A 22837-nucleotide genomic window follows, 5' to 3' on the forward strand; every position below is an offset into this window, starting at 1 on the left:
ACTAGTCGGAACGCGTCCGCGGTGCGGCCGTCGAGTGCCGGCGGACGACCGTGGCTTTGACGCCGACCGACTCGTCCGACAGCACGCCCGGCTCCGGGCCCGACCCCGCGACCGGTCCCGAACTGTCGAGCAGCCGCAAGATCGCCAGCTGACCGACCCGGGCGCTCTGCCCGGTCACAGTGGTGAGCCCGGGGTGCACGAGCTCGGAGAGGATGTCGTCGTGCCCGGTGACACTGACGTCCTCGGGCACCGACTTGCCGCGCCGACGCAGTCCCTCGACCAGACCGGCCGCCAGTACGTCGTCGAACGCCATCACCGCCGTGATCCCGAGCGCGAGTACCTGCTCAGCAGCCAGTACGCCGTCCGCGTGCGTACCGTCGGTCGGATCCAGCCGCACCAGCTCGATGTCGAGCGCCCGGGCCCGGTCGGCAACTGTGCGCGCCCGCTGCTTGTTCGACCACGAACCGGCCGGCCCCGGCAGGTACCCGACCCGGCGGTGACCCTGCTCGACCAACTCGTCCAGCAACTCGCGCAGTGCCGACCGGGAGTCGGTGTAGACGCTCGGAATGCCTTCGACGATCCGGTTGACCAGCACCAGCGGCACAATGCCGCTGAGCTCGCGGATGTGTGAGGCGGTCATCCGTGGCGCGCACAGGATCACTCCGCGGCTCTGCTGAGCGAACTGCTCGCACACCTCACGCTCGATGTCAGCGTCGTCGTCGGTGTCCGCGACGAAGATGCCGGTCTGGTGCCCGCGCGACACCTTCTGCGCTGCCTTGAGCAGGGTGGTCATGTACGGGTTGGAGATGTCCGGGACGACCAGTCCGATGTTGGGCGACGTACCGGTGATCAGCGAGCGAGCCATTACGTTCGGGGTGAACCGCAGGCGACGGGCGACCTCGCGGACCCGGTCCGACGTCTCCGGAGAGATGCGGCCGGGACTGGAGAAGACGCGGGACACAGTGGAGATCGAGACCCCGGCTGCCTCCGCTACGTCCTTCAGAGTCGCTGGCTTGGTTCTGGGTGTCATGCGCTTGCCTCCCGACGGGCCCAGCCGGACCCCAGCTCGGCGAAGAGGCTACCAGTGTCGACGACCCGGTCGACGTCCTTGAGTGCCTTGCGCAACGGATGCGTCGTCGCCGCTTGAAAGCCGGCCTGATCCGCCTGCGCTTTGTCGACAAGTCTCCGCGTTCCGGCATCGAAGCTCAGGTCGACGCTCATCCCTTCAGCGCTCCTTCGGCCAGACCGCGGAAGACTTGCTTCTGCATCACGAAGTACACGAGCAGCGGCGGCAGCATCACTACGATCGCCGCGGCCGAGATCACCCGCTGATCGGCCGAGAACGTCCCGGACAGGTACTGCACCCCGACATTCACCGGGTACTTCGACGGATCGCTGAGCGAGACCAGCGGCCAGATGAAGTGGTCCCAGGAGTCGAGGAACCCGAGTACGGCGATGACCGCGAGCGAGCCGCGGACCGACGGCAGCATGATGTGCCAGAACACCTGCAACGGTCCCGCACCGTCCATGTCAGCGGCCTCGGCGAGCTCGCCGGGAATCCGCACGAACGCCTGGCGCATCACGAAGATCGACACGATCGAGACCGCCTGCGGCAGGACGACACCGATCAAGGTGTCGTTCAGGTGCAGCCCGCGGGACACCAGCAGGGTCGAGACCAGGATCACCTCGAACGGCAAGGCAGCCGTTGCCAACAGCAAGGTTGTGTACAGCGTCCGGCCGCGGAACGGGATCCGGGCCAGCGCGTAGCCGGTCAGCGTGGCGAGCACGAGGTTCGTGACCATCCCGAATCCCGCGATCTGCAGCGAGTTCCCGACGTACCGGAGCAGGGGGATCTCGGTGAAGGCGGTCGCGAAGTTGTCCAACGTCGGATGCTTCGGCAGCAACGTCCCGGGGAAGCCGACCGCGGATTCGCCGGAGCTCTTCAGCGACATCGTCACCTGCCACAGCAACGGCGCGAGAACGGTGCCGGCGGCAAGGATCATCAGCGGCCAACGGATCAGCTTCTCCTTGGTCATGCGCGTCCCTTCCGCGAGATGAGCCAGCTGATCCCGGAGACCGACAGGACGAAGGCGAACAGCACCAGGCTGATCGCGGAGGCGTAGCCGGCGTCCGTGCCGGGCGCGATGCCCTTCTGGAACAGGTAGACCACGATCGTCTCGGTCGCGTTGCCCGGCCCGCCGCCGGTGATCACGAACGGCTCAGTGAAGACGCGCAGGGTGGCGACCGAGGCCAGGATCGCGATCATGATCGTCGTACCGCGGATCTGCGGCAGCGTCACGCTGATCGTTCGGCGCAGCCAGCCGGCGCCATCCAGTTGGCCGGCTTCGTCCAGTTCGGGTGAGACGTTCTGCAGTGCGGCGACGGTGATCAGGGTGTAGAGCGCGCAGCCCTTCCAGACCGTCACCATGGTCAGGCTGATCAGCGCCAACGTCGGATCGTTCAGGAACGGCACCGGCGCGCTGACGAGGTGCAGCCCCTGCAGGACCTCGTTGACCAGGCCGTCGGAGTTCAACAGGTACTGGAACACCACCGCGATCACGGCCAGCGGCAACACCATCGGCGAGAACAACAGCGACCGTACGACGCCTGAGCCGCGGAGCCGGGTGTTCACCAGTACGGCGAGACACGTCGACAGGATCGTGAGCGCCGGCACCGCGATCAGCATGTAGAGGAACGTCCGGCCGACCGCATTCCAGAACGCCGGGTCCGCGATCAGCTCGGAGAAGTTCGCGAGCCCGGTGAACGTGCCACCGCCGATCGTGCTGGCGTTGGTGAACGCCAGGATAAACGTGTTCGCCAGCGGTACGAACAAGAACGTGATCTGCAGGACGAGTGCGGGCCCGACGAAGAACAGCGGCACGTACCAGCGGTACTTGCGCGGCGTCTTCACCTTGCGACTCACCTGCACCCGGACTCCGGTCGCCACGGCGGTCACTGGCGACGGTCCTTGAGAATCTTCGTCAGCTTGGTCTCGGCGTCAGCCAGTGCCGCAGCAGGATCGGCCTTGCCGATGATCGCCGGCTGGACTGCCGCCCACAGCGCCTTCGAGTACTCCGTGTCGACGGCCGCCGACTTCACGATCGTCCGGTCGCTGTGCAGGCTGTCGGCCGCGATCTTGCGGGCCGCCACCGTCAGGTCCTTGTCGTCGCCGGAGGTGAAGTACGGATCGTTGAGCGAGGCAAGCGTGCTCGGGAAGACACTCGACTGTTTGCCCAGAGCAAGCTGATTCTCCGCCGAGGTGACGAACTTCGCGAACGCCAGGGCGGTCGCCGGGTTCGCCGACTTCTTCGGTACGGCGAGTCCGTGCGCGACGACCCAGGTCCGCTTCGCCGCGTCGCCCAGCGGTTTGCCGACCGCAACCTCGCCGTACACGGCGGGTGAGTTCTGCTTGATGATCTTGAGGCGCGAGCCGCCCGCCTCCAGGTACGCCGTCTTGGCGTCGGAGAAGGTCTCGATCTCGCTGCGCTCCTTGGCGTTGACGCTGTCCTGCGGGATGCCGCCGACCTGGTACAGCTCGGCCAGCGCCGCGACGAACTTCTGCGCCTCGGGCGTGTTCACCTTCGCCTGCGTCGCGTCCTCGCTGACCAGCGGTACGCCGATCGTCAGCAACGAACTCGTGAGTGCGCTCTCGGTCGGCTGGAAGCCGGCGACCTTCGCCTTCGCGGCGATCTGCCGGGAGCGCTCGATCAGTTCGTCGTAGTTCGCCGGGGCCGGTCGGCCGTCGAGGCCGGCCTTCTTCAGCACGGACTGGTTGGAGATGAGGACCGGAGTGTTCAGGTACCACGGCAGGGCGGCGATCGCGGTGCCCGTGTAGGCGAACGAGTTCCAGGCCGAGGGAACGTAGCTGTCCTTGACGTCGTTGGCCGCGGTTGCCATGTCGACGACCAGTTCCCGGCGACCGAGCGGCGCGAGCGTGGCGACGTCGAGGTCCATCACGTCCGGCAGCTTCTGAGTGACGGAGTCCGCGCTGACCTTGCGGGCGGCGGCATCGCTCGGGATGTCGGTCCACTCGACCTTCGCGCCCGGATGCGCCTTCTCGAAGCCGGCGATCAGGCCGTGGATGTAGTCGTCGAAGGTCGGCGACAACTGAATGGTCTGGAACGTAATCGACCCCGTCACCGCGCCCGACGTGTCGGCCTCAGGCTGGGCGGACCCACCGAGACCGCAGCCGGCGAGCAGCAGCGCGGCTCCGGCCGTGATCGCTGCGAACCGCGCGTTTCGTCCCCGCACTGCCATGGCAACTCCTCTCGGGATGGCCGGTCTGTGCAAACCTTTGACAAACCGTAGCCGTACAGTAGGCTCGGGATCTCCACTGGTCAACGGATAGTCGCCCATGAATTCATTCCGTGATCATGGTTCTGTGCAAACCTTTGACACGAGGTGACCTGAATGCCCGCACCGCTGAGCGCCACCGCCGACCGCTGGATCGACGACTGGCTCGACCGGCTGACCCCCGCCCGGAAGATCGCGCACTGCCTGCTCGTCTTGCCCGCTGTCGGCCCGGACGGCCTCCCGGATGCGGCGACCCGGAGCGCGCTGGAGCTCGGCGTCGGCACCCTGCACAGCGTCCGCGACCTCCCCGCCTCCACGGCGACCGCCTACCACGAGCGAGTCGCCGGGATCTGCGCCGACGCAGGCCTACCGCCGGCGCTGATCAGCGGCAACCTCGAGGCCGGGATCATGTACTCGCTGGGTCGAAGCGGCACCCACTTCCCCTACCCGCGCGGCATCGGCATCTCCGGCGACCCCGACCTCGCCTACCGCGTCGCCGCCGCGACCGCGATCGAGGCCCGCGCCGTCGGCTTCCACTGGACCTTCAGCCCGTGCATCGATGTCGTCAGCGTTCCCGACGACCCGATCCTCGGTGTCCGCGCGTACGGCGTACCGGCCGCGGCGACCGGTGAGCTCGGTGCCGCCCAGATCCGCGGCTACCAGGAGAACGGCGTACTGGCGACTGCCAAGCACTACCCCGGCCACGGCGACAGCAGCGTCGACAGCCACCTCGCCCAACCCGTCGTCAACCGCACCCCGGCCGACCACGAGTCCATCCACCTGCCACCCTTCGCCGACGCTGTAGCCGCCGACGTCGCCTCCATCATGGTCGCCCACATCGCGTACCCCGCCCTGGGCATCGACGTCCCCGCCAGCCTCTCCCCCACCGTCAACCGCAGCTGGCTCCGCCAAGACCTGGGCTACGACGGCATCATCATCACGGACGCCCTCCACATGGATGCCGTCGCCCGCCACCACACCCCCGCCGCCGCGGCGCTCCTGGCCCTCCAAGCCGGCGCCGACGTAGCCAACGTCAAGTGCACCCCTGACGAGATCGCGCCCATCATCAACCACCTCGTTGAAGCATTGCGGCACGGTGCCCTCACCGAGTCCGCGCTGAACGCGAGCGTCCGCCGCCTCCTCGTCGCCCGAACCCACCTGAACCTCCACCTCCCGCAACCCCCGCTCCCCTCCCTCCCCAACATCCCCACTCCCTGGACCGACCCCCACCGCGCAAGCACAGTCGACCTCCACACCAACAGGTCGGCGGTCGGTCTCGGTGAATCTCTTGTGGTGGTTGGGGATTCTCAGCTCGCACGGCGATTCGCAGAGCTGGGAGTCCAGCGTGGGCTGTCGATTCGGCTCGCCGCCGAGCCCCTCACCCCCGGCGTACTAGATCGGGTCGCCGCCCACCACCCCGGCGCACAGCTGATCCCGATCTTCGGCCCGGGCCCGATCCCTGCGGCCCAGCAGTGGAAAGACGTGGCAGCGGCAATCACGCACCCTTGCCCCGCGGTGATCGTGAACTCGACTCTCCCCGCCCAGACCTTCGGCGATGTGGCCGACCGCGTGATCAGCGTCCCCGCCATGGACGCGTTCGAGATCGTCACCGACGCCGCCGTCCACGCCGCACTCGACGTACTGTGCTAGAGAGAACCCCGCAGAGGAGAACTGCATGACCGTCGGCATCGACCATGCCCCGCAGATCAGCACCCACCCGACCCGGTCCGCGCTCGGGCGCGCCGCTGGTGCTTGGGCGGCGGAGCGCATCCGGCAGGCGATCGAGTGGACGTCCGGTGCGCGGGTGATGCTGGCCGCCGCGCCGAGCCAGGCCGAGACGCTGGTCGCGCTCGCCACGGAACCGGAGATCGACTGGAGCCGGGTCGAGTTCTTCCACATGGACGAGTACGTCGGCCTCGCGCCCGAAGCACCGCAGGCATTCGGAACCTGGCTGCATCAGACCTTCCTCGACAAGGTGTCTCAGGCAACGTTCCACCCAGTCGCTCCCGGCGCCGATCCGGAAGCAGCTGCCCAGCACTACGAGCAGCTGATGGGCGACGCCCCCTTCGACGTCGTCCTGCTCGGCCTCGGCGTCAACGGTCACCTCGCGTTCAACGACCCGCCGGCCGACCTCGACGACCCACGCGCCGCCAAGGTGGTCGCGCTCGACGAGACCAGTCGCCGCCAGCAGGTCGACGAAGGGCACTTCGCCCGGCTCGCCGACGTACCGACGCATGCCGTCACCGTCACCATCCCCCGTCTGCTGAACGCGCGCGACGTGATCGCCTCCGTCCCCGGCGCCGCGAAACGCCAGGCCGTCCAGGACACGCTCACCCGCCCGATCGGCCCCCACCACCCCGGTACGGCGCTCCGCACGCACCCGCGTGTCCGCCTCTTCCTCGACCACGAGTCGGACCCCCGTTGATCGCATTGTCCGGAGCGACCCTCGTCCTCGACGACGATCTCGTCGAGGGCAAGGCGCTGCTCATCCGCGATGGCCGGATCGAGGCGATCGTCGCGGCGACCGACGTACCGGCCGGTGCCGAGGTGCACGACCTGACCGGCTCCACGATCGTGCCCGGGCTGATCGATCTGCACGTCCATGGCGGCGGCGGTCACTCCTTCGATGACCCCGACCCGGCCGCCCATCAGCAGGTGCTCGACTTCCACGCCCGGCACGGCGTCACCACCCTGCAGGCGTCACTCGTCTCCGCTCACCCCGACGAACTCGACCGCCAGCTCGACGCGCTCGCACTCAACACCAACGAAGCCCTGTACGGCGTCCACCTCGAGGGACCGTACCTAGCAGTCTCCCAATGTGGCGCCCACGACCCGGCCGCTCTCCGCCCGCCCACCACGGACGAGGCCGACCGCCTGCTAGCCCGCAACGGTCTCATCACCATGGTCACCGTCGCGCCGGAGCTCCCCGGCGTACCGGAGTTCACTCGCCGTCTCACCGCGGCCGGGATAGTAGTTGCCGCCGGCCACAGTGAAGCCCGCGCCCCGGAGCTGGCCGCCGCCGTCGACAGTGGTCTGACTCACCTGACCCACCTGTGGAGCTGTCAGTCCAGCCTCGTCCGCGAAGGCCCATGGCGCGTCCCCGGTCTCCTCGAGGAGTCCCTCGCCTCGACCAACCTGATCGGCGAGATCATTGCCGACGGCCACCACCTCCCGCCGACCTTGATCGAGATCGCCCGCCGCTGCCTCGGCGACAGGCTGGTCGCCGTCTCCGACGCCACCGCCGGGGCCGGCATGCCCGAGGGCTACCGATACCGCCTCGGCATCATCGACTGCGAAGTCGCCGCCGGCGTCGGCATGGTCGTCGGCGCCAACGCCTTCGGCGGCAGCACCACTCCGCTCGACGGCATGCTCGCCCACCTCCACCGAGACCTCGGCTGGCCCCTCCCCGAAGCCGTCGCCGCCACCAGCACCCGCCCAGCCCGAGTCCTCAACCTCGCCCACCGCAAAGGCCGCCTGACGCCCGGCTACGACGCCGACCTAGCCGTCCTCGCCCCCGACCTAACAGTCCAAGCCACCCTCCGCGCCGGCCATTGGACCCACCGTGCCCTCCTCTGACCGCACGGTGCTCGAGCAGTACGCCGCTCGGCTGACTGCCGCGATCAACGCTGTCGCCCGTGATGAGGCCGAGGCGATCAACCGCGCGGCGGGCGTCATCGCGGATCAGCTTCGTCGCGACGGACTCATCTACGTCTACGGTCCCGGCGCTCACTCGGCGATCGCCGTACAGGACGTGTTCTATCGCGCAGGCTGCCCGGCGAACGTCGTACCGATCAGTGACACCGGCACCACCCTCGCCGCCGGCGCACTCGCCTCTACACAAGCCGAACGCGCCACCAACCACGGCAGCACAGTCATCGCCGCGTCCGGCATCTCCCCCGGCGACCCGCTCATCATCGTCAACGCCTTCGGCATCAACGCGGCCGCCCTCAACGCAGCTCGAACCGCCCGCTCCCTAGGCGCCCAAGTCATCGCCCTCACCACCCCCGCGGCCACCGCCGCTCTCCCCGCCGACCACCCAGCCCGCGCCGAACCCACCACCACCCTCGCCGACCTGGCCGACATTCACGTCGACACCCACGTCCCCACCGCCGACGCCCTCCTCGAGCTCACCCCCACCCTCCGAGTAGCCGGCGCCTCCACCGTCCTCAACTCCTTCGCCCTGCACGCGATCCTCGCCACCGCGGTCGACCAAGCCCGAACCACCACCGTCTGGCGCTCCACCTACACCCCCGGCGCCGACACCCACAACGCCCAAACCGCCGCCCGCTACCGCCCCCGAATCCCCCACCTCTAACCACCCACACACGCTCCGCCCCCCACCCGCAATTTGAGGGGATATCCACGCATTGTGCTGGTTCTCCCCCCCAAATATTGAGGGGAGAACCAGCACTTTCAGGGGAGATCCGTTCAAATGCGCACTGGGGTGGGCGGCTGGAGGTGTGGGGCGGCGGCTGCGTCGCGGCAGCTGACGGCTGGTGCTGGTGCTGGTGGCTGCTGGTGCGGCAGCTGACGGCTGGGCGCTGGTGTTGGTGCTGGTGCTGATGGCTGCTGGTGGTGCGAGGCATGAAAGGCTCGGACCTCGCGCAGCCGGTTGAAGGAGTCGGGCTATGAGACACCTGTACCTCGTGACACATCCTGAGGCGCAGCATCACGTCGACGGGGTCGTCGGCGGCTGGTACGACTCCGAGCTGACGCCTCGCGGACACCAGCAGGCCGAGCGCATCGCCGACGTACTGGCGAGCCGGATCGGCGCTCGCCCCGTCGAGATCTACTCCTCCGACCTTCGCCGGACCGCCCAGACCGCGGAGCACCTCGCGCAGAGATTTGGCGTCGACGTCCACACCGACCCGCGCCTGCGCGAGCGGACCAACGGTGAAGCCGACGGCCGCCCGCAGTCGTGGCTCGACGATCGCCGGATCCCACTCCCGGAGTCCGGCGATCGCCTTGCCCACCACGACGGTCCGGCCGGCGCCGAGACCCGGCTGGCTCTGGTCGAACGCCTCTACCCGGCCCTCGACGACATCCTCAGCAGCCCCGCCGAGACCCAGATCGTCGTCTCCCACGGCTCCGCCACGAGCTACCTGATCCTCGCCTGGCTAGGCATGCCCATGACCGCTACCGACCGGGGCTTCTTCCCCCTGAAGGCCGGCAGCATCACCACGCTTCGCCGCAACGACACCCACCACAGCAACCAGGTCATCGCCCTCAACGAGACCACCCACCTGCACCCCGTCGAGTAACACCGGTCCGGGCGCTTTGTGCACCCACCAACCGCATTCCGGCTGCGCGGCTGGCTGAACCGTGCTCAAGGTGGGCCGGCGACTAGGGCTTGTGTTCGGCGAGGTCGAAGACGTTGCCTTCGGGGTCGGCGAGGGTGATCCAGTGCGTGCCGTACTCGTCGTGCTCTTCGAGGCGCTGGGCGCCGAGGCTGAGCAGGCGGTCGAGTTCGGTGGACCAGTCGGCGGTGGCGAGGTCGAGGTGGACGCGGTTCTTGACCGTGCGCGGCTCGGGGACCTGGAGGAACATCAGCGTCGGGCCGGCAGCGGCGCGGTTGACGGTGGCGAAGAACTGGTTGCCGTCGGCATCCACTTCGGCCGACAGTACGGCGGCCCAGAAGGCGGCCAGGCCGGCTGCGTCGGCGCAGTCGAAGGCGATGTTCTCGAGCGTGATGGACATGGTTCAGCCTTTCGATACAAGGGAAGGAGGAAGCTGCTGGATCGGCCAGCAGACCTCGGTGCGGTAGCCGGCCTCATCGGGGATGTCCCCGGGCGCGACGACGTACAGCTCGCGGATCGGCCCGGGCGCGACCTGGCAGTGCTCGGCGACATGCGAGCCGAGTCCGCCGTACGTGCGGTCGAAGTCGGTCATCGCACCGGCATGGACGGCGATGGCGAAGTACCCGCCGGGCAGGTCGACCAACTCGAAGCCGTCGGCCGGCTCCTGGGTCGGCGCGACCGGCAGGAACGCGACCACCTCACCCGCGTCCTCGGTGAAGAAGTGATCGCTGTACGTCGCTCCCGCCGTGGCGCGGATCTGATGCAGTTCGGCCAACGAGTCCAGGCGGCCGAACGCGTCGACGCACCACGGCCCGATCGCCTCCCGCTCGACCCGATCCCGTACGCCGAACGCCCGGAACGGCGGGATATACCGGTACTCGACCTGCAACGGCTCCGGCGCGGACGTCAGCAGACTGCGCAGTGAGGTGACCACGTCACGCGTCACCTGGAGCTCACGCTCCATCCGGTCGAGGTGCGCGCGCAGCGTCTCCTCGCGCAGCGTGTCGTCGGTCGACATCACCACAGCCCGTACGTCGGGAATCGGCATCCGCAGATCGCGGAGCCGCCGGATCAGCAGCGCGACGCCGACCTGGTCGGTGCCGTAGCGCCGGTACCCGGTCGACGGGTCCACCGAGGCGGGCGCGAGCAGCCCGATCTCGTGGTAGTGGTGCAGCGTCTTCACGCTGAGGTAGGTCATCCGAGAGAACTCGCCGACCGTCACTGTCGCCGTCATGCGACCTAGCTTGGACCCTCCGGTAGCCGGAGGGTCAAATGCCAAGGGTCAAATACCGAGGCCCGCCCGGGGGCGGCCGGGCGGGCCTTGGCAGGACCTCAGCTCAGGAGAGCGTCCACTTCTGGTTGGCTCCACCACTGCAAGTCCAGATCTGCAGCGGGGTCGCATTGGCCGAGGTATTGCCGGTCACGTCCAGACACTTCCCGGCCTGTGGATTCACCAGGTCGTTGTTCGAGTACGTCCATTGCTGATTCGGGCTCCCGGCGACACAGGTCCACAGCTGGACCCGGGTGCCGTCAGCCGTGCCGCCGCCGGTCACATCGAGGCACTTGCCGAGCGCCTGGAGGGTGTTGCCCGAGCGCGTCCACTGCTGGGCGGCCGTGCCGTTGCAGTCATACAGCTGCACCGCCGTACCGTCGGCCGAGTTCGCGCCGGCGACGTCGATGCACTTCCCGGCCAGACCGGTGATCTGACCGCCGGTGCCGCCACCACCCTGCGTACCGCTCCACACGAAAGTGGCCGACGTCTTCGTGGGCAGCGTGTAGACGAAGGACTGCGAGCCCCAGTTCACCCGCACCGACTGCGAACCACCGGTGGTGTTGAAGGCGATCAGGGCCTTCGAACCGTCCGGGTTCTTCCACGCCACGTTCTTCACCGAACTGTTCGCCGTCGAGTCGATCCGCAGCGCACCAGGCCGGACGAACTTCGTCAGGTGGCCCATCGTGTAGTACTCGACCGTCTTGTCGACCTGACCCGCACGGCTGCCGCCCCGCTGCACCGTCACCAAGCCGGTACACACGTTGCACCCGGCACCGACGTACGGGAGGTGATTCTGGTCGAGGGCGAGCCCCCACTTGACCCATGACTTGTCCCAGTTGCGGGTGTAGTCGATCAGGTTGTTCATGTCCTCGACCTGCTGGTTCGGGATCCAGGTACCTCCCGAGTGCTCGGTCATGTAGGCGTTGACCGCCGGGTACTGGTTGTGGATCTGCGTCTGCAGGTTCACGTCACCGCCGTACCCGTGCCAGGCGATGCCGCCGAACAGCGGATCGTTGCGCAGGCCGGCGTCGGCCAGCGGGACCGAGCCGAGGTCGTTGTAGTTGCCCCAGTTGTAGTCGAGCACCATCACCTTGGTGGTGATCCCGGCCGCCCGGAACGCCGGGAACAAGTGGTTCTTGGTGAAGTTCAGCAGACCGGCGCCGTTCCAGTTCATCGAGGCGTAGCCGGTGTCGTCGGTGCCGCAACAGGTCGGCTCGTTCTGCACCGTGACGTAGTCGATGTGGTTGCCCTGGGCCTCGTTCTGCTGCACGTACTTCACGAAGTACTGCGCGTACATCGGGTAGTACTCGGCCTTCAGCCAGCCGCGGTTGGTGAACTTGTTGTTGTCCTTCATCCAGGCCGGCGCGCTCCACGGCGACCCCATCACCTTCAGCGACGGGTTCAGCTGCCGCGCCTGCTTGGTCAGCGGTACGACGTCGGCTAGGTCATGGTTGATCGTGAAGTCGTTCAGGTCGCAGCAGGTGTCGTCGTACGAGTAGTTGAACCGGGCCAGGTCGGAGGCGCCCATCGGGTTCCGGACGAACGACAGCCCGATCCCGTTGACCGGATCGAACAGGTCCTTCATCACCTGATTGCGGGTCGTGGCCGAGATCGTGTTGCTGCTGTTCAGCAGCCACGCGGAGCTGTCGGCGAAGGACGCGCCGCCACCCTCCCAGGACTGGTACGTCGTGTTCTCGTTGACCGTGATCGTCTGGTTCGCCGTACCGCCGGCCGGGCCGAAGTTGACCGGCGTCTGCTGCTGCAGACCGCGGGTCACGTTCTGGCCGGCCGAGTCGTTGGTGGTGGTCAGATAGACGTTGACCTGTTCGCCGGCGGCCTGGGCCACCGGGGCGGTCGCCGTACCGAGGCCGAGGCCGGCGGCGACCACGCTCAGCGCGGCCACCGCGACCGGTACGGCGCGGCGTCGGCGAGCAGGACGGAACAACCCGTTCGCGGGCATGGGCAGTCTCCCTTGTGCGCAAGGAAATTCAGACAGGGGGCGGTGTTGTGGCGTCTGCCCGCGCCGCAACGGTGTGTCAGCACGAGAGAACCATCCGTGCCGACCCGTGTCAACGCCACGGCAGGACTTTTTTCAGGTCTTTTATTTAGTCCCGGCCTTGACGTGAAAGCGTTCTCACAGCAAGCTGCGGGACCACATCCCGGTCTCTTTTTCCTGCTCCGCCCCCGTGAGAATTGAGGCACGCATGAAGTTCCAGCGTTCCCGCGTCGCGGCCGTCGTCGCGACCGGTGCCGCGATCATCGGCACCAGCCTGCTGCAGGCACCGGCACAGGCTCAGCAACAAGCTCCGCAGGCCGCCGCCGCGGTCCTGGCGACGACCTTCGAGGACAACTTCGACGGTCCGGCCGGACAGGCGCCGGACTCGAACAAGTGGCGCTACGACATCGGTGGCTCCGGCTGGGGCAACGCCGAGCGCCAGTACTACACCAACAGCACCCGCAACTCCGCCAAGGACGGCAACGGGAACCTGGTGATCACCGCCCGCCGTGAGAGCGGCGGCTTCCAGTGCCACTACGGCACCTGTGAGTACACCTCGGCCCGGCTGCTCACCGCGCAGACGTTCACCCAGACCTACGGCCGCTTCGAGGCCCGGATCAAGATCCCCGGCACGCAAGGCGTCTGGCCGGCGTTCTGGATGCTCGGCGCCCAAGGCGGCGGCTGGCCGAACAACGGCGAGATCGACATCATGGAGAACATCGGCCGGGAGCCGAACACCGTGCACGGCACGATCCACGGCCCGGGCTACTCCGGTGCGGAGGGCATCGGCGCGGCGTACAACTCGCCGAACGGGCAGCCGTTCCGCAACGACTTCCACACCTACCGCGTCGACTGGGCGCCGGACTCGATCACCTGGTTCGTCGACGGCGTTCAGTACCAGCGCCGGACGCCGGCCGACCTCGGCGGCGACCAGTGGGTCTTCAACCACCCGTTCTTCATGATCATGAACGTCGCGGTCGGCGGAAGCTGGCCGGGCTACCCGGACGGCTCCACCGTGATGCCGCAGACGATGACGATCGACTACGTCCGGGTCTCGACCCTCGACAGCAGCGGCACCAACGGACAGATCACCGGCCTGGCCGGCAAGTGTCTCGACGTCGCCGGCGCCAACGCGAACGACGGTACGACGGTCCAGCTCTACGACTGCAACGGTACGGCGGCCCAGTCGTGGAGCCGTCCCGGCGACGGGACGATCCGTGCCCTCGGCAAGTGTCTCGACGTCGCGAACGCCGGAACCGCGGACGGCACCAGAGTCCAGATCGCCACCTGCAACGGCAACACGGCGCAGCAGTGGACCTACACCGGCGCCAAGGACCTGGTGAACCGCAACAAGTGTCTCGATGTCACCGGCAACAATTCGGCGAACGCCACCCCGACGCAGATCTGGACCTGCACCGGCGGCGGCAACCAGAAGTGGAACGTCAGCTAGGTAAGGACTCTGGCCGACGGCAGTACGCCGCCGTCCCGCAGTAACCGCAGAATCGGAAGGGTCGCGGCGCCGAGTGCGACGGCGTCGCGACCCAGTTCGCACAGCACGATCGAGACCTGGGAGTACGGCTGCCGGAGCGCGTGCCGGCCGACCTCCTCGCGCAGGCGCGGCAGGTAGCGCTCCCCCAGCAACAGACCGGCCCAGCCGCCGAGGACGATCCGCTCGGGGTTGACCAGGTTGACCAGGTTCGCGAAGCCCGCCGAGAGATAGCCGATGGTGTCGGCCATGATCGTTGCCGCCGGCTCCGACGTCTCCGCCGCCACCAGCAGTTCGGCGAACGCCGCCTCCTCGTCGGTGGCCGTCAGCTCCGCGCCACCCGCCTCGCGATAGCGGTCGAGGACGTCCTCGGCGCCGACGTACGCCTCCAGGCAGCCCTTCGCGCCACACCGGCACTCGCGGCCGCCGTACATGATCGTGGTGTGGCCCCACTCGCCCGCACTGCTGCGGGTTCCGCGATAGCTGGATCCGCCGGCGACCAGGGCGGCGCCGACGCCGGAACCGACCAGCGCGACCACCGCGTCCGTCGCACCACGACCGGCGCCGAACCACATCTCGGCCTGGCCGAGCGTGTTCGCGCCGTTGTCCACCAGGATCGGGATGTCGGTGCCTTCGGCAAGCATTCGGCCGAGCGGTACGCCGTCCCACCCGAGCGTCTGCGCGTGGACGACGGCATTGGCGTCGACGATCCCGAAGACCGCAACGCCCAGTCCCAGCACACGATCCGCCGGTACGCCGGAGGTGCTGAGCACACTCGCCAGTCCCTCCAGCACGTGCCGCACGACGACCTCGGGCTCCGGGGCGTCGATCGGACGGTCGACCGTGGCGACCACCTTCAGCGCGAGGTCGAACAGCTCGACGCGGACCAGCGTCTCGCCGACCTCGGCGCCGACGACGTACCGGAAGCCGGGAGCCACCCGGAGCAGGACGCGCGGCCGGCCGCCCTCGGACTCGACCGAGCCCGCCTCCTCGACGATGCCTTCGGCAATCATCTCGGTGACCAGGTTGCTGACGCTGGCCGCACTCAGCGAGGTCCGCACGCTCAGCTCCTGCCGGCTGAGCGGACCGTCGCGGTAGATGTCGGTGAGAATCACCGATCGGTTGGACCGGCGCATGTCCCGCACCGTCGTCCGCCGATACTCCATCGTTGCCAGCCCCTGCCTGCTCCGGCCTCCGGTGGGCCGCTGAACCAGAGTTCATCACGCCGGGCGGCCGACCCGGAAGGGGAGACTTTTTCCAAGATGTGAATTAAGTGCGGTTTCGTTACCGCGCCGTGATTGACGAGACCTGGGTCACTCGGCTTCACTCTACGGAACCGCTTCCGAAACCGGTTCCGAACTTCATCGCAACACGCAAGTAACATCCGCCACCCCACCGCCCGAGGGGAGATTCAGCGTGTCCATCACCATCGCCGACGTCGCCGCCCGTGCCGGCGTCAGCAAGACGACCGTGTCACGCGTCCTGAACGGCAAGGGTGAGCTCGACCTGCGCACCGCCGAGCGGGTCCGCGCCGTGATCGCCGAGCTCGGTTACGTGCCGAGCGCCCGGGCGGTCGGCCTGGCCCGCGGCCGGACGCGCGTCGTCGGCATGCTGGTCCCGTCGCTGACCTGGCCCTGGATGGGCGAGGTCCTGCAGGGCGCGGTCGACGTGGTCGAGAGCGAGGGCTACGGCCTGCTGCTGTTCACGTTCAACCGCGGCGCGGAGTCGATGCACCAGTTCGCCTCCCAGGTCTCGTCGCAGTCGTTCGACGGCCTGCTGGTGATCGAGCCCGAGGGCACGCTCACCTACATCGAGCAGCTGCACGCCCGCGGCCTCCCGGTGGTCCTGATCGACGACCGCGACCACCGCCCCCAGTTCCCGTCCGTCGCCACCACCAACTACGCCGGCGGGCAGTCCGCCGCCCGGCACCTGCTCGAGCTCGGCCGGCACCGGCCGCTGGTGATCACCGGCGTCGAACGGTTCGGCTGCACCCACGAACGTCTGGACGGCTTCCGCGACACCTACGCCGAAGCCGGCATCGAGCTCGACCCGAGACTCGTGTTCGAAGGCGATTTCACGTACGAGAGCGGCCGTCGCGGCGTCCAGTACGCGCTCGACCAGCGGCTCGAGTTCGACGCGGTGTTCGCGCACAACGACCTGTCCGCCGGCGGCGCCATCCAGGCCGTCCGGGAGACCGGGCGGAACGTGCCGAACGACGTGTCGGTCGTCGGTTTCGACGACATCCCGTACGCCCAGCACACCGAACCGCCGTTGACCACGGTGCATCAGCCGATGCGCCAGATGGGTCAGGCGGCGGCCCGGATGCTGATGGGCTACTTCGGCGGGACCCCGCTGCCCGAGGAACCCCAAGTGCTGCCGACGACGCTGATCGTCCGCAGTTCAACTGCCCCCAAGCCCGCCCCGAGGACCAGCGCGCCCGCCCCCGCTGCACGGTCCCACTCCTGAGGCTCCGGCGGCGGGGCAGCTGCCCCTGCTCCGCCGCCGGTGAAGTCCTCGATACCGATCCGTTAAGGCGTTTGCTCTTCCGATGAGAGCGCTTTCACGCCACTATGCACTGGCCCACCCGGCTCAGGGGTGGACCATCCGCCAACACAGAAACACAGGAGGAATCCGATGCGAGCACGACGGAGCGTCGCGCTGGCCCTGACGGGCTTGCTCGCGGCAGCCACACTGGCTGCCTGCAGTAACGGGGACGGGAAGAGCACCACCGGAAGCGGTTCCGGCACCGCTGCCACCGTTCTCAACGTGGGCATGCCGAACGGCCCGCAGACCGAGAACCACAACCCGTTCCTCGGCTCCTCCTCGGGCGCCTCGCTCGGGTACCGCTGGATGATCTTCGAGCCGCTGGTGATGATCAACGGCATCAAGCCGACCGAGCCCGGCAAGCCCTGGCTGGCCACCGAGTGGAAGTGGGACGCCAACTTCACCAAGCTGTCGTTCACCATCCGCGACGGCGTGAAGTGGTCCGACGGTACGCCGATGACCGCGGAGGACGTGGCGTACACGTTCCAGCTGCGGCAGAAGAACGAAGGGCTGAACTCGGACGCCATCCCGTACAAGACGGTCACCCAGACCGGCAACAAGGTCGACCTGACCTTCGCCCGCTCGCAGTTCGTCAACCAGAACAAGATCCTCACCGTCTTCGTGATCCAGAAGGCGCAGTGGTCCACGATCAAGGACCCGAGCCAGGACACGCTGAAGAACCCGGTCGGCACCGGCCCGTACAAGATCAAGTCGTTCACCCCGCAGACCACCACGCTGGAGCTGCGCGACTCGTACTGGCAGGACCTGCCGAAGGTCAAGGAGCTGCGGTACACCTCCTACAACGACAACAACGCGCAGACCACCGCGCTGGCCAACGGCGCCTCGGAGTGGAGCTTCGTCTTCGTCCCGAACGTGAAGGCCGTCTTCCAGGACAAGGACCCGAAGAACCACAAGCTGTTCTTCCCGGCGAACCTGGGCATCCACGGGCTGTGGATCAACACCACCAAGAAGCCCTTCGACGACCCGGCTCTGCGGCGCGCGATGGACAAGGTGATCAACCGCGACGACATCTTCCAGCAGGGTGAGGCCGGCTACTTCTACCCGAAGGTCGAGTCCGTCACCGGCATCCCGACCCCGGCCGGTGAGTCGTTCATCGCCCCGGAGTTCAAGGACAAGAAGCACGTCGTCGACGTCGAGGGCGCCAAGAGCGACCTGGCCGCCGCGGGCTACAAGCTCGAGGGTGACGTCCTCAAGGACAAGACCGGCAAGCCGGTCACGATCACGCTGACCGACCCGGCCGGCTGGTCGGACTACGTCACCGACCTGGAGATCATCAAGGACAACCTGTCCACGATCGGCATCAAGGCGACCGTCGACAAGGCCAACCAGGACGCGTGGTTCAAGAACATCGACGAGGGCAACTTCGACGCCGCGATGCACTGGACCAACGGCGGCGCGACGCCGTACGACATCTACCAGAACATCATGGACGGCAAGATCCTGAAGCCCGTCGGCAAGGGCGGCGTCAGCGGCAACTACGGCCGCTTCAACTCGCCCGAGGCGACCAAGGCGCTCGAGGAGTACGCCAACGCGGCCGACGACGCGACCCGCACCACGGCGCTGAACACGCTGCAGAAGATCATGGTCGAGCAGATGCCGGTCATCCCGACCTCGGCCTCGAACATCGGCGGCCTCTACAGCACGAAGAACTGGACCGGTTGGCCGGACGACGCGAACTCGTACGCGCCCGGGCAGCCGACCCAGCAGAACGCGCTGCAGATCGTCCTGAACCTGAAGCCTGCCGGCTCTCAGTGAGACGGACCGCGGCGCCGGGAGCCTCTCCGTGCTCCCGGCGCCGCGGTGCCACGAGACGAGGAGTCTTCCCATCATGACGGTGACCGAGCCAGCGGTGGTCCCTGATGTCGTTCTCGAGGCCGAAGGCCTCACCAAGCATTTCCCCGTACGGCGCGGCCTGCGCGACCTGCTGACCCGTGACCGCAAGGTCGTTCACGCGGTGGACGATCTCAACCTGACGCTGCGCCGCGGTCGCGTGACCGCGCTGGTCGGCGAGTCCGGCTCGGGCAAGTCCACGGTGGCCCGCCTGCTCGCCCAGCTCTACCGCCGTACCGGCGGGGACATCCGGCTGCGCGGTGAGTCGGTCGAGGTCCACGGTGGCCGCGCGTTCCGCGCGTATTGCCGCCGGGTGCAGATGATCTTCCAGGACCCGTTCGCGTCGCTCAACCCGACGCACACGATCCGCTACCACCTGACCCGCGCGCTGAAGATCCACGGCCGGGCCGGCAAGAACGCCGCCGAGCTCGAGGAGAACCTGCGCGACCTGCTGCTGCGTGTCCAGCTCACTCCCCCGGAGCGCTACCTGGACAAGTTCCCGCACGAGCTGTCCGGTGGTCAGCGTCAGCGCGTCTCGATCGCCCGCGCTCTGGGCGCCGATCCCGAGGTGCTGCTGGCCGACGAGCCGGTCTCGATGCTGGACGTCTCGATCCGCCTCGGCGTACTGAACCTGCTGCGTGATCTGAAGGAACGCCTGAACCTCGGCATCCTCTACATCACCCACGACATTGCCTCAGCCCGGTACTTCGCCGACGAGACCATGGTCATGTACGCCGGCCGGATGGTGGAGGGCGGCGATTCGGAGACCGTCACCCAGAACCCGGCGCACCCGTACACGCGACTGCTGATCGAGAGCGCCCCCGATCCCGACCGGCTGGACCGGGTCGGCGATCTGCGCGCTCCGGAGGACCAGGGCAGTGGCGAGCCGCCGAGCCTGATCGCACCGCCGACCGGCTGCCGGTTCCACCCGCGCTGTGTGCACGCGATGCCGAAGTGCTCCACCGAGCTACCGCCGAGGTTCGAGCTACCCGTTGTCGACAACGGTCAAAGTCACTGGGCTGCCTGCTGGCTCTACGAGGAAGGAGCGGCGAAGTGAAATTCCTGCTTCAGCGCATCGCCTTCTACCTGTTCACCGCCTGGGCAGCACTGACGATCAACTTCTTCATCCCCCGGCTCATCCCGGGTGACCCGGTCACCTCGCTGATCAACAAGTACCAGGGCCAGATCAGCACCGAGGCGATCCAGTCGCTGTACGTCTTGTTCGGCCTGGACAAGAACGCCAGCCTCTGGAGCCAGTACGTCGACTACTGGGGTCAGGTGTTCCGCGGCGACCTAGGGTTGTCGTTCACCTTCTTCCCGACCCCGGTCATCGACATCCTCCAGCAGAGTCTGCCCTGGACGATCGCACTCGTCGGCCTGACCACCATCGCCAGTTTCGCGATCGGCACCGGTCTCGGCGTCCTGGCCGGCTGGCGGCGCGGTTCCTGGCTGGACGGTCTGTTGCCGGTGACAACGTTCCTGTCGTCGATCCCGTACTTCTGGCTCGGTCTGCTGGCGATCGCGATCCTGGCCGGCCCGGACAGCATCTTCCCGTCGTCGGGCGGCTACGAGCCCGGCCTGGTGCCGGGGTGGACGCCCGAGTTCATGGGCAGCGCGATCAACCACAGCCTGCTGCCGGCGATCACGATCCTGATCTCGTCGGTGAGCGGCTGGATCCTCAGCATGCGCAACATGATGGTGACGGTGGCCTCGGAGGACTACATCACCGTCGCGCACGCCAAGGGCCTGCCGGAGAAGCGCGTGATGATGAGCTACGCCGCTCGCAACGCCCTGCTGCCGAACGTGTCCGGCTTCGCGCTGTCGCTGGGCTTCATCGTCGGCGGCACGCTGCTGGTCGAGATCGTCTTCTCCTACCCCGGGATCGGCTACAACCTGTTCCAGGCCGTCGGTTCCAAGGACTATCCGCTGATGCAGGGCGTCTTCCTGGTCATCACGCTCTCGGTCCTGGTCGCGAACCTGATCGCCGACGTCGCCTACCTGTTGCTCGATCCCCGCACCCGGAAGGAGGGCTGAGATGTCCGCACCCACCAGCACCATCACCGCGGTGAGCCCGGATGGCCCCGCGGTCGAGGCCAAGCCCGCCAAGCGCCGCCGGTTGCGGTTCGTTGCCAACGGCAAGGCCGCGACCGGCCTGGTCGTGCTCGGCTTCTTCTGCCTGATCGCGATCATCGGTCCGTGGATCGCGCCGTTCGACCCGTCGCAGCGCAGCAGCGACATCCTCCAGGCTCCGTCCGGCAAGCACTGGTTCGGTACGACGCACCTCGGCCAGGACATCTTCAGCCAGATGCTCGTCGGCACCCGGGGCGTGATGTTCGTCGGCCTGCTGGCCGGCCTGGTCGCGACCGCGCTGTCGATCCTGATCGGGGTCAGCTCGGGCTTCCTCGGCGGCGCCGCCGACGAGGGTCTGTCCGCCCTGTCGAACGTCTTCCTGGTGATCCCGGCGCTGCCGCTGATCATCATCGTGGCCTCGACGATTCCGGGCGCGGGTGACCTGATGGTTGCCCTGGTCATCGGTTTCACCTCGTGGGCCTGGGGTGCTCGAGTGCTCCGCGCCCAGACCCTGTCGCTGCGCCGGCGTGACTACGTCGAGGCGGCGCGGGCCACCGGTGAGAGCACCTGGCGGATCATCACCGCCGAGATCATGCCGAACCTGACCGCGATCATCGCCTCCAGCTTCGTCGGCACGGTGATCTTCGCGATCATGTCCGAGATCACGCTGGCCTTCATCGGCATCTCGACGATCTCCGAGTGGAACTGGGGCACGATCCTGTTCTGGGCGCAGAGCCAGCAGGCGCTCGCCCAGGGCGCGTGGTGGTGGTTCGTCCCGGCCGGTCTCGCGATCGCGATCCTCGGTACGGCGCTGTCGCTGATCAACTTCGGCATCGACGAGTTCGTCAGCCCGCGGCTGCGCAGCAGCGGCCACACCCGGCTCAAGACCAAGGACGGTCACTCGGTCCAGATGCGCGTCGGCTTCACCCCGGTGCTCGGCAGCAAGGTCGTGCCGCCGACTCCCGTCGTACGGAAGAACCAGAAGAAGGGGGCCGCGGCATGACCGCGAAAGAGCCGGTCCTGGAGATCAAGGACTTCAGCGTCGACTACGGCCTGGGCGACCAAGGCGTGCAGGCGGTCCGCGACGTCACGCTGACGCTGCACCGTGGTGAGGTGCTCGGCCTCGCGGGTGAGAGCGGCAGCGGCAAGTCCACCCTCGCGTACGGCGTCACCCGGCTGCTGCCGCCGCCCGGCGTGATCAGCGGCGGGTCAGTGATCTACCACCCGCCGGGCGGTGACCCGTACGACGTGATGGCACTGACGAACGCCGAACTGCGGGCGTTCCGCTGGGCCGAGACCTCGATCGTGTTCCAGGGTGCGATGAACTCGCTCAACCCGGTGCACAAGGTCTCCACCCAGATGCTCGACGTGATCAGGGCGCACGAGCCGGACCTGTCGACCGAGGCGCGGGTCGCCCGGGCGAAGGAGATGCTCAAGTTGGTTGGCATCTCCGCGGACCGGATGGACGCCTACCCGCACCAGTTGTCCGGCGGGATGCGGCAGCGCGTGATGATCGGGATGGCGCTCGTACTGCAGCCGCAGGTCGTGATCATGGACGAGCCGACCACAGCGCTCGACGTGGTGATGCAGCGGCAGATCCTGGCCCAGCTGGTCGAGCTGCGCGAGCGGCTCGGCTTCTCGGTGCTGTTCATCACCCACGACCTGTCGCTGCTGGTCGAGTTCTCCGACCGGATCGCGATCATGTACGGCGGCCGGATCGTCGAGGAGGCGAAGTCGGCCGACCTCTACAAGGACTCGCTGCATCCGTACAGTGAAGGACTGCTGAAGTCCTTCCCGGCGTTGCGGGGCCCGCGCAAGGAGCTGGCCGGGATTCCCGGTTCGCCGCCGGACCTGCGCGGGATGCCGTCCGGCTGCTCGTTCCACCCGCGCTGCCCGCACGCGTTCGACCGTTGCTCCGAAGAGATCCCGCTGCTCGGGATTCCGTCGGCCCGCAACGACCCCAGCCGGTCCGTCGCCTGCTGGCTCCCCGGCCGTGTTCCGGTCGGTTAAACCCTCCCACTTCGTGA

General features: G+C 67.9%; 21 protein-coding genes. 12 read left to right on the forward strand and 9 right to left on the reverse strand.

Annotation, left to right across the window (positions count from 1 at the left end; all coding sequences use genetic code 11):
* Position 1: 1 nt before the first annotated feature.
* The 5 genes from ABZS29_RS00995 to ABZS29_RS01015 are packed head-to-tail and all read right to left on the reverse strand — an operon-like array spanning position 2 to position 4257.
* Positions 2–1030 carry a LacI family DNA-binding transcriptional regulator gene (locus tag ABZS29_RS00995; RefSeq protein WP_355457330.1) on the reverse strand — a complete coding sequence of 343 codons (1029 nt, stop codon included), beginning with the start codon at positions 1028–1030 and terminating at the stop codon, positions 2–4.
* Positions 1027–1221, reverse strand: a complete 195-nt coding sequence (locus ABZS29_RS01000; RefSeq protein WP_355457331.1) for a hypothetical protein — start codon at positions 1219–1221, stop codon at positions 1027–1029. Before ABZS29_RS01000 ends, ABZS29_RS00995 begins: the two co-directional genes overlap by 4 nt.
* Positions 1218–2036 (reverse strand): carbohydrate ABC transporter permease, encoded by an 819-nt coding sequence (locus ABZS29_RS01005; RefSeq protein WP_355457333.1) that lies wholly within the window; start codon positions 2034–2036, stop codon positions 1218–1220. Before ABZS29_RS01005 ends, ABZS29_RS01000 begins: the two co-directional genes overlap by 4 nt.
* Positions 2033–2956, reverse strand: coding sequence for a sugar ABC transporter permease (locus tag ABZS29_RS01010; RefSeq protein ID WP_355457335.1), 924 nt, complete (start codon positions 2954–2956; stop codon positions 2033–2035). The genes ABZS29_RS01005 and ABZS29_RS01010 overlap by 4 nt, the downstream gene beginning before the upstream one ends.
* Entirely contained in the window at positions 2953–4257 is a 1305-nt protein-coding gene (locus tag ABZS29_RS01015) for an extracellular solute-binding protein (protein ID WP_355457336.1), read from the reverse strand. The genes ABZS29_RS01010 and ABZS29_RS01015 overlap by 4 nt, the downstream gene beginning before the upstream one ends.
* Positions 4258–4410: 153 nt before the next feature.
* On the opposite strand from ABZS29_RS01015, the gene ABZS29_RS01020 reads away from it, so the two are divergent.
* From ABZS29_RS01020 to ABZS29_RS01040, 5 genes are all read left to right on the forward strand, one after another.
* Positions 4411–5943, forward strand: coding sequence for a glycoside hydrolase family 3 N-terminal domain-containing protein (locus ABZS29_RS01020; protein ID WP_355457338.1), 1533 nt, complete (start codon positions 4411–4413; stop codon positions 5941–5943).
* A gap of 25 nt (positions 5944–5968) precedes the next feature.
* Complete coding sequence (locus ABZS29_RS01025) at positions 5969–6718, forward strand: 6-phosphogluconolactonase (RefSeq protein ID WP_355457339.1); 750 nt, start codon at positions 5969–5971, stop codon at positions 6716–6718.
* Positions 6715–7869 (forward strand): amidohydrolase family protein, encoded by a 1155-nt coding sequence (locus ABZS29_RS01030; RefSeq protein WP_355457341.1) that lies wholly within the window; start codon positions 6715–6717, stop codon positions 7867–7869. Before ABZS29_RS01025 ends, ABZS29_RS01030 begins: the two co-directional genes overlap by 4 nt.
* Entirely contained in the window at positions 7856–8608 is a 753-nt protein-coding gene (locus ABZS29_RS01035; RefSeq protein WP_355457342.1) for a sugar isomerase domain-containing protein, read from the forward strand. The genes ABZS29_RS01030 and ABZS29_RS01035 overlap by 14 nt, the downstream gene beginning before the upstream one ends.
* A 313-nt stretch (positions 8609–8921) precedes the next feature.
* On the forward strand, positions 8922–9554 hold the full coding sequence (locus ABZS29_RS01040; protein WP_355457344.1) for a histidine phosphatase family protein: 633 nt from the start codon (positions 8922–8924) through the stop codon (positions 9552–9554).
* Positions 9555–9636: 82 nt separating this feature from the next.
* On the opposite strand, the gene ABZS29_RS01045 is transcribed toward ABZS29_RS01040, so the two are convergent.
* From ABZS29_RS01045 to ABZS29_RS01055, 3 genes are all read right to left on the reverse strand, one after another.
* Positions 9637–9990, reverse strand: a complete 354-nt coding sequence (locus tag ABZS29_RS01045; RefSeq protein ID WP_355457345.1) for a VOC family protein — start codon at positions 9988–9990, stop codon at positions 9637–9639.
* 3 nt (positions 9991–9993) lie between these two features.
* Positions 9994–10824: a MerR family transcriptional regulator gene (locus ABZS29_RS01050; RefSeq protein ID WP_355457346.1), complete on the reverse strand. Its 831-nt coding sequence runs from the start codon at positions 10822–10824 to the stop codon at positions 9994–9996.
* Between the two features lie 103 nt (positions 10825–10927).
* Positions 10928–12823: a ricin-type beta-trefoil lectin domain protein gene (locus ABZS29_RS01055; protein ID WP_355457348.1), complete on the reverse strand. Its 1896-nt coding sequence runs from the start codon at positions 12821–12823 to the stop codon at positions 10928–10930.
* 244 nt (positions 12824–13067) lie between these two features.
* Between ABZS29_RS01055 and ABZS29_RS01060 the strand changes: the two genes are divergently transcribed.
* The gene (locus ABZS29_RS01060; RefSeq protein ID WP_355457349.1) at positions 13068–14309 is read left to right on the forward strand and encodes a family 16 glycosylhydrolase; all 1242 of its coding nucleotides are present in this window, start codon (positions 13068–13070) and stop codon (positions 14307–14309) included.
* On the opposite strand, the gene ABZS29_RS01065 is transcribed toward ABZS29_RS01060, so the two are convergent.
* On the reverse strand, positions 14306–15511 hold the full coding sequence (locus ABZS29_RS01065; RefSeq protein WP_355457351.1) for an ROK family transcriptional regulator: 1206 nt from the start codon (positions 15509–15511) through the stop codon (positions 14306–14308). The two genes, ABZS29_RS01060 and ABZS29_RS01065, sit on opposite strands and share 4 nt — an antisense overlap.
* A gap of 250 nt (positions 15512–15761) precedes the next feature.
* On the opposite strand from ABZS29_RS01065, the gene ABZS29_RS01070 reads away from it, so the two are divergent.
* From ABZS29_RS01070 to ABZS29_RS01095, 6 genes are all read left to right on the forward strand, one after another.
* On the forward strand, positions 15762–16811 hold the full coding sequence (locus ABZS29_RS01070) for a LacI family DNA-binding transcriptional regulator (RefSeq protein ID WP_355457352.1): 1050 nt from the start codon (positions 15762–15764) through the stop codon (positions 16809–16811).
* Positions 16812–16979: 168 nt separating this feature from the next.
* Positions 16980–18665 (forward strand): ABC transporter substrate-binding protein, encoded by a 1686-nt coding sequence (locus ABZS29_RS01075; RefSeq protein WP_355457354.1) that lies wholly within the window; start codon positions 16980–16982, stop codon positions 18663–18665.
* Positions 18666–18738: 73 nt separating this feature from the next.
* Positions 18739–19797 carry an ABC transporter ATP-binding protein gene (locus ABZS29_RS01080; protein WP_355457356.1) on the forward strand — a complete coding sequence of 353 codons (1059 nt, stop codon included), beginning with the start codon at positions 18739–18741 and terminating at the stop codon, positions 19795–19797.
* A complete protein-coding gene (locus ABZS29_RS01085) occupies positions 19794–20774 on the forward strand; it encodes an ABC transporter permease (protein ID WP_355457357.1) in 981 nt (326 codons plus the stop codon). Before ABZS29_RS01080 ends, ABZS29_RS01085 begins: the two co-directional genes overlap by 4 nt.
* Before the next feature lies 1 nt (position 20775).
* Positions 20776–21813, forward strand: a complete 1038-nt coding sequence (locus ABZS29_RS01090; protein WP_355457359.1) for an ABC transporter permease — start codon at positions 20776–20778, stop codon at positions 21811–21813.
* Positions 21810–22820, forward strand: a complete 1011-nt coding sequence (locus ABZS29_RS01095; RefSeq protein WP_355457361.1) for an ABC transporter ATP-binding protein — start codon at positions 21810–21812, stop codon at positions 22818–22820. Before ABZS29_RS01090 ends, ABZS29_RS01095 begins: the two co-directional genes overlap by 4 nt.
* Positions 22821–22837 lie beyond the last annotated feature (17 nt).

This window comes from Kribbella sp. NPDC005582, assembly GCF_040605415.1.
In the GTDB taxonomy this organism is placed as follows: domain Bacteria; phylum Actinomycetota; class Actinomycetes; order Propionibacteriales; family Kribbellaceae; genus Kribbella.

Bases quoted from the DNA above. Each gene is read 5' to 3' on its own strand.
- ABZS29_RS00995 (WP_355457330.1), bottom strand. From the start codon at position 1,030: ATGACACCCAGAACCAAGCCAGCGACTCTGAAGGACGTAGCGGAGGCA.
- ABZS29_RS01000 (WP_355457331.1), bottom strand. From the start codon at position 1,221: ATGAGCGTCGACCTGAGCTTCGATGCCGGAACGCGGAGACTTGTCGAC.
- ABZS29_RS01005 (WP_355457333.1), bottom strand. From the start codon at position 2,036: ATGACCAAGGAGAAGCTGATCCGTTGGCCGCTGATGATCCTTGCCGCC.
- ABZS29_RS01015 (WP_355457336.1), bottom strand. From the start codon at position 4,257: ATGGCAGTGCGGGGACGAAACGCGCGGTTCGCAGCGATCACGGCCGGA.
- ABZS29_RS01020 (WP_355457338.1), top strand. From the start codon at position 4,411: ATGCCCGCACCGCTGAGCGCCACCGCCGACCGCTGGATCGACGACTGG.
- ABZS29_RS01025 (WP_355457339.1), top strand. From the start codon at position 5,969: ATGACCGTCGGCATCGACCATGCCCCGCAGATCAGCACCCACCCGACC.
- ABZS29_RS01040 (WP_355457344.1), top strand. From the start codon at position 8,922: ATGAGACACCTGTACCTCGTGACACATCCTGAGGCGCAGCATCACGTC.
- ABZS29_RS01045 (WP_355457345.1), bottom strand. From the start codon at position 9,990: ATGTCCATCACGCTCGAGAACATCGCCTTCGACTGCGCCGACGCAGCC.
- ABZS29_RS01050 (WP_355457346.1), bottom strand. From the start codon at position 10,824: ATGACGGCGACAGTGACGGTCGGCGAGTTCTCTCGGATGACCTACCTC.
- ABZS29_RS01055 (WP_355457348.1), bottom strand. From the start codon at position 12,823: ATGCCCGCGAACGGGTTGTTCCGTCCTGCTCGCCGACGCCGCGCCGTA.
- ABZS29_RS01060 (WP_355457349.1), top strand. From the start codon at position 13,068: ATGAAGTTCCAGCGTTCCCGCGTCGCGGCCGTCGTCGCGACCGGTGCC.
- ABZS29_RS01065 (WP_355457351.1), bottom strand. From the start codon at position 15,511: ATGGAGTATCGGCGGACGACGGTGCGGGACATGCGCCGGTCCAACCGA.
- ABZS29_RS01075 (WP_355457354.1), top strand. From the start codon at position 16,980: ATGCGAGCACGACGGAGCGTCGCGCTGGCCCTGACGGGCTTGCTCGCG.
- ABZS29_RS01080 (WP_355457356.1), top strand. From the start codon at position 18,739: ATGACGGTGACCGAGCCAGCGGTGGTCCCTGATGTCGTTCTCGAGGCC.
- ABZS29_RS01090 (WP_355457359.1), top strand. From the start codon at position 20,776: ATGTCCGCACCCACCAGCACCATCACCGCGGTGAGCCCGGATGGCCCC.
- ABZS29_RS01095 (WP_355457361.1), top strand. From the start codon at position 21,810: ATGACCGCGAAAGAGCCGGTCCTGGAGATCAAGGACTTCAGCGTCGAC.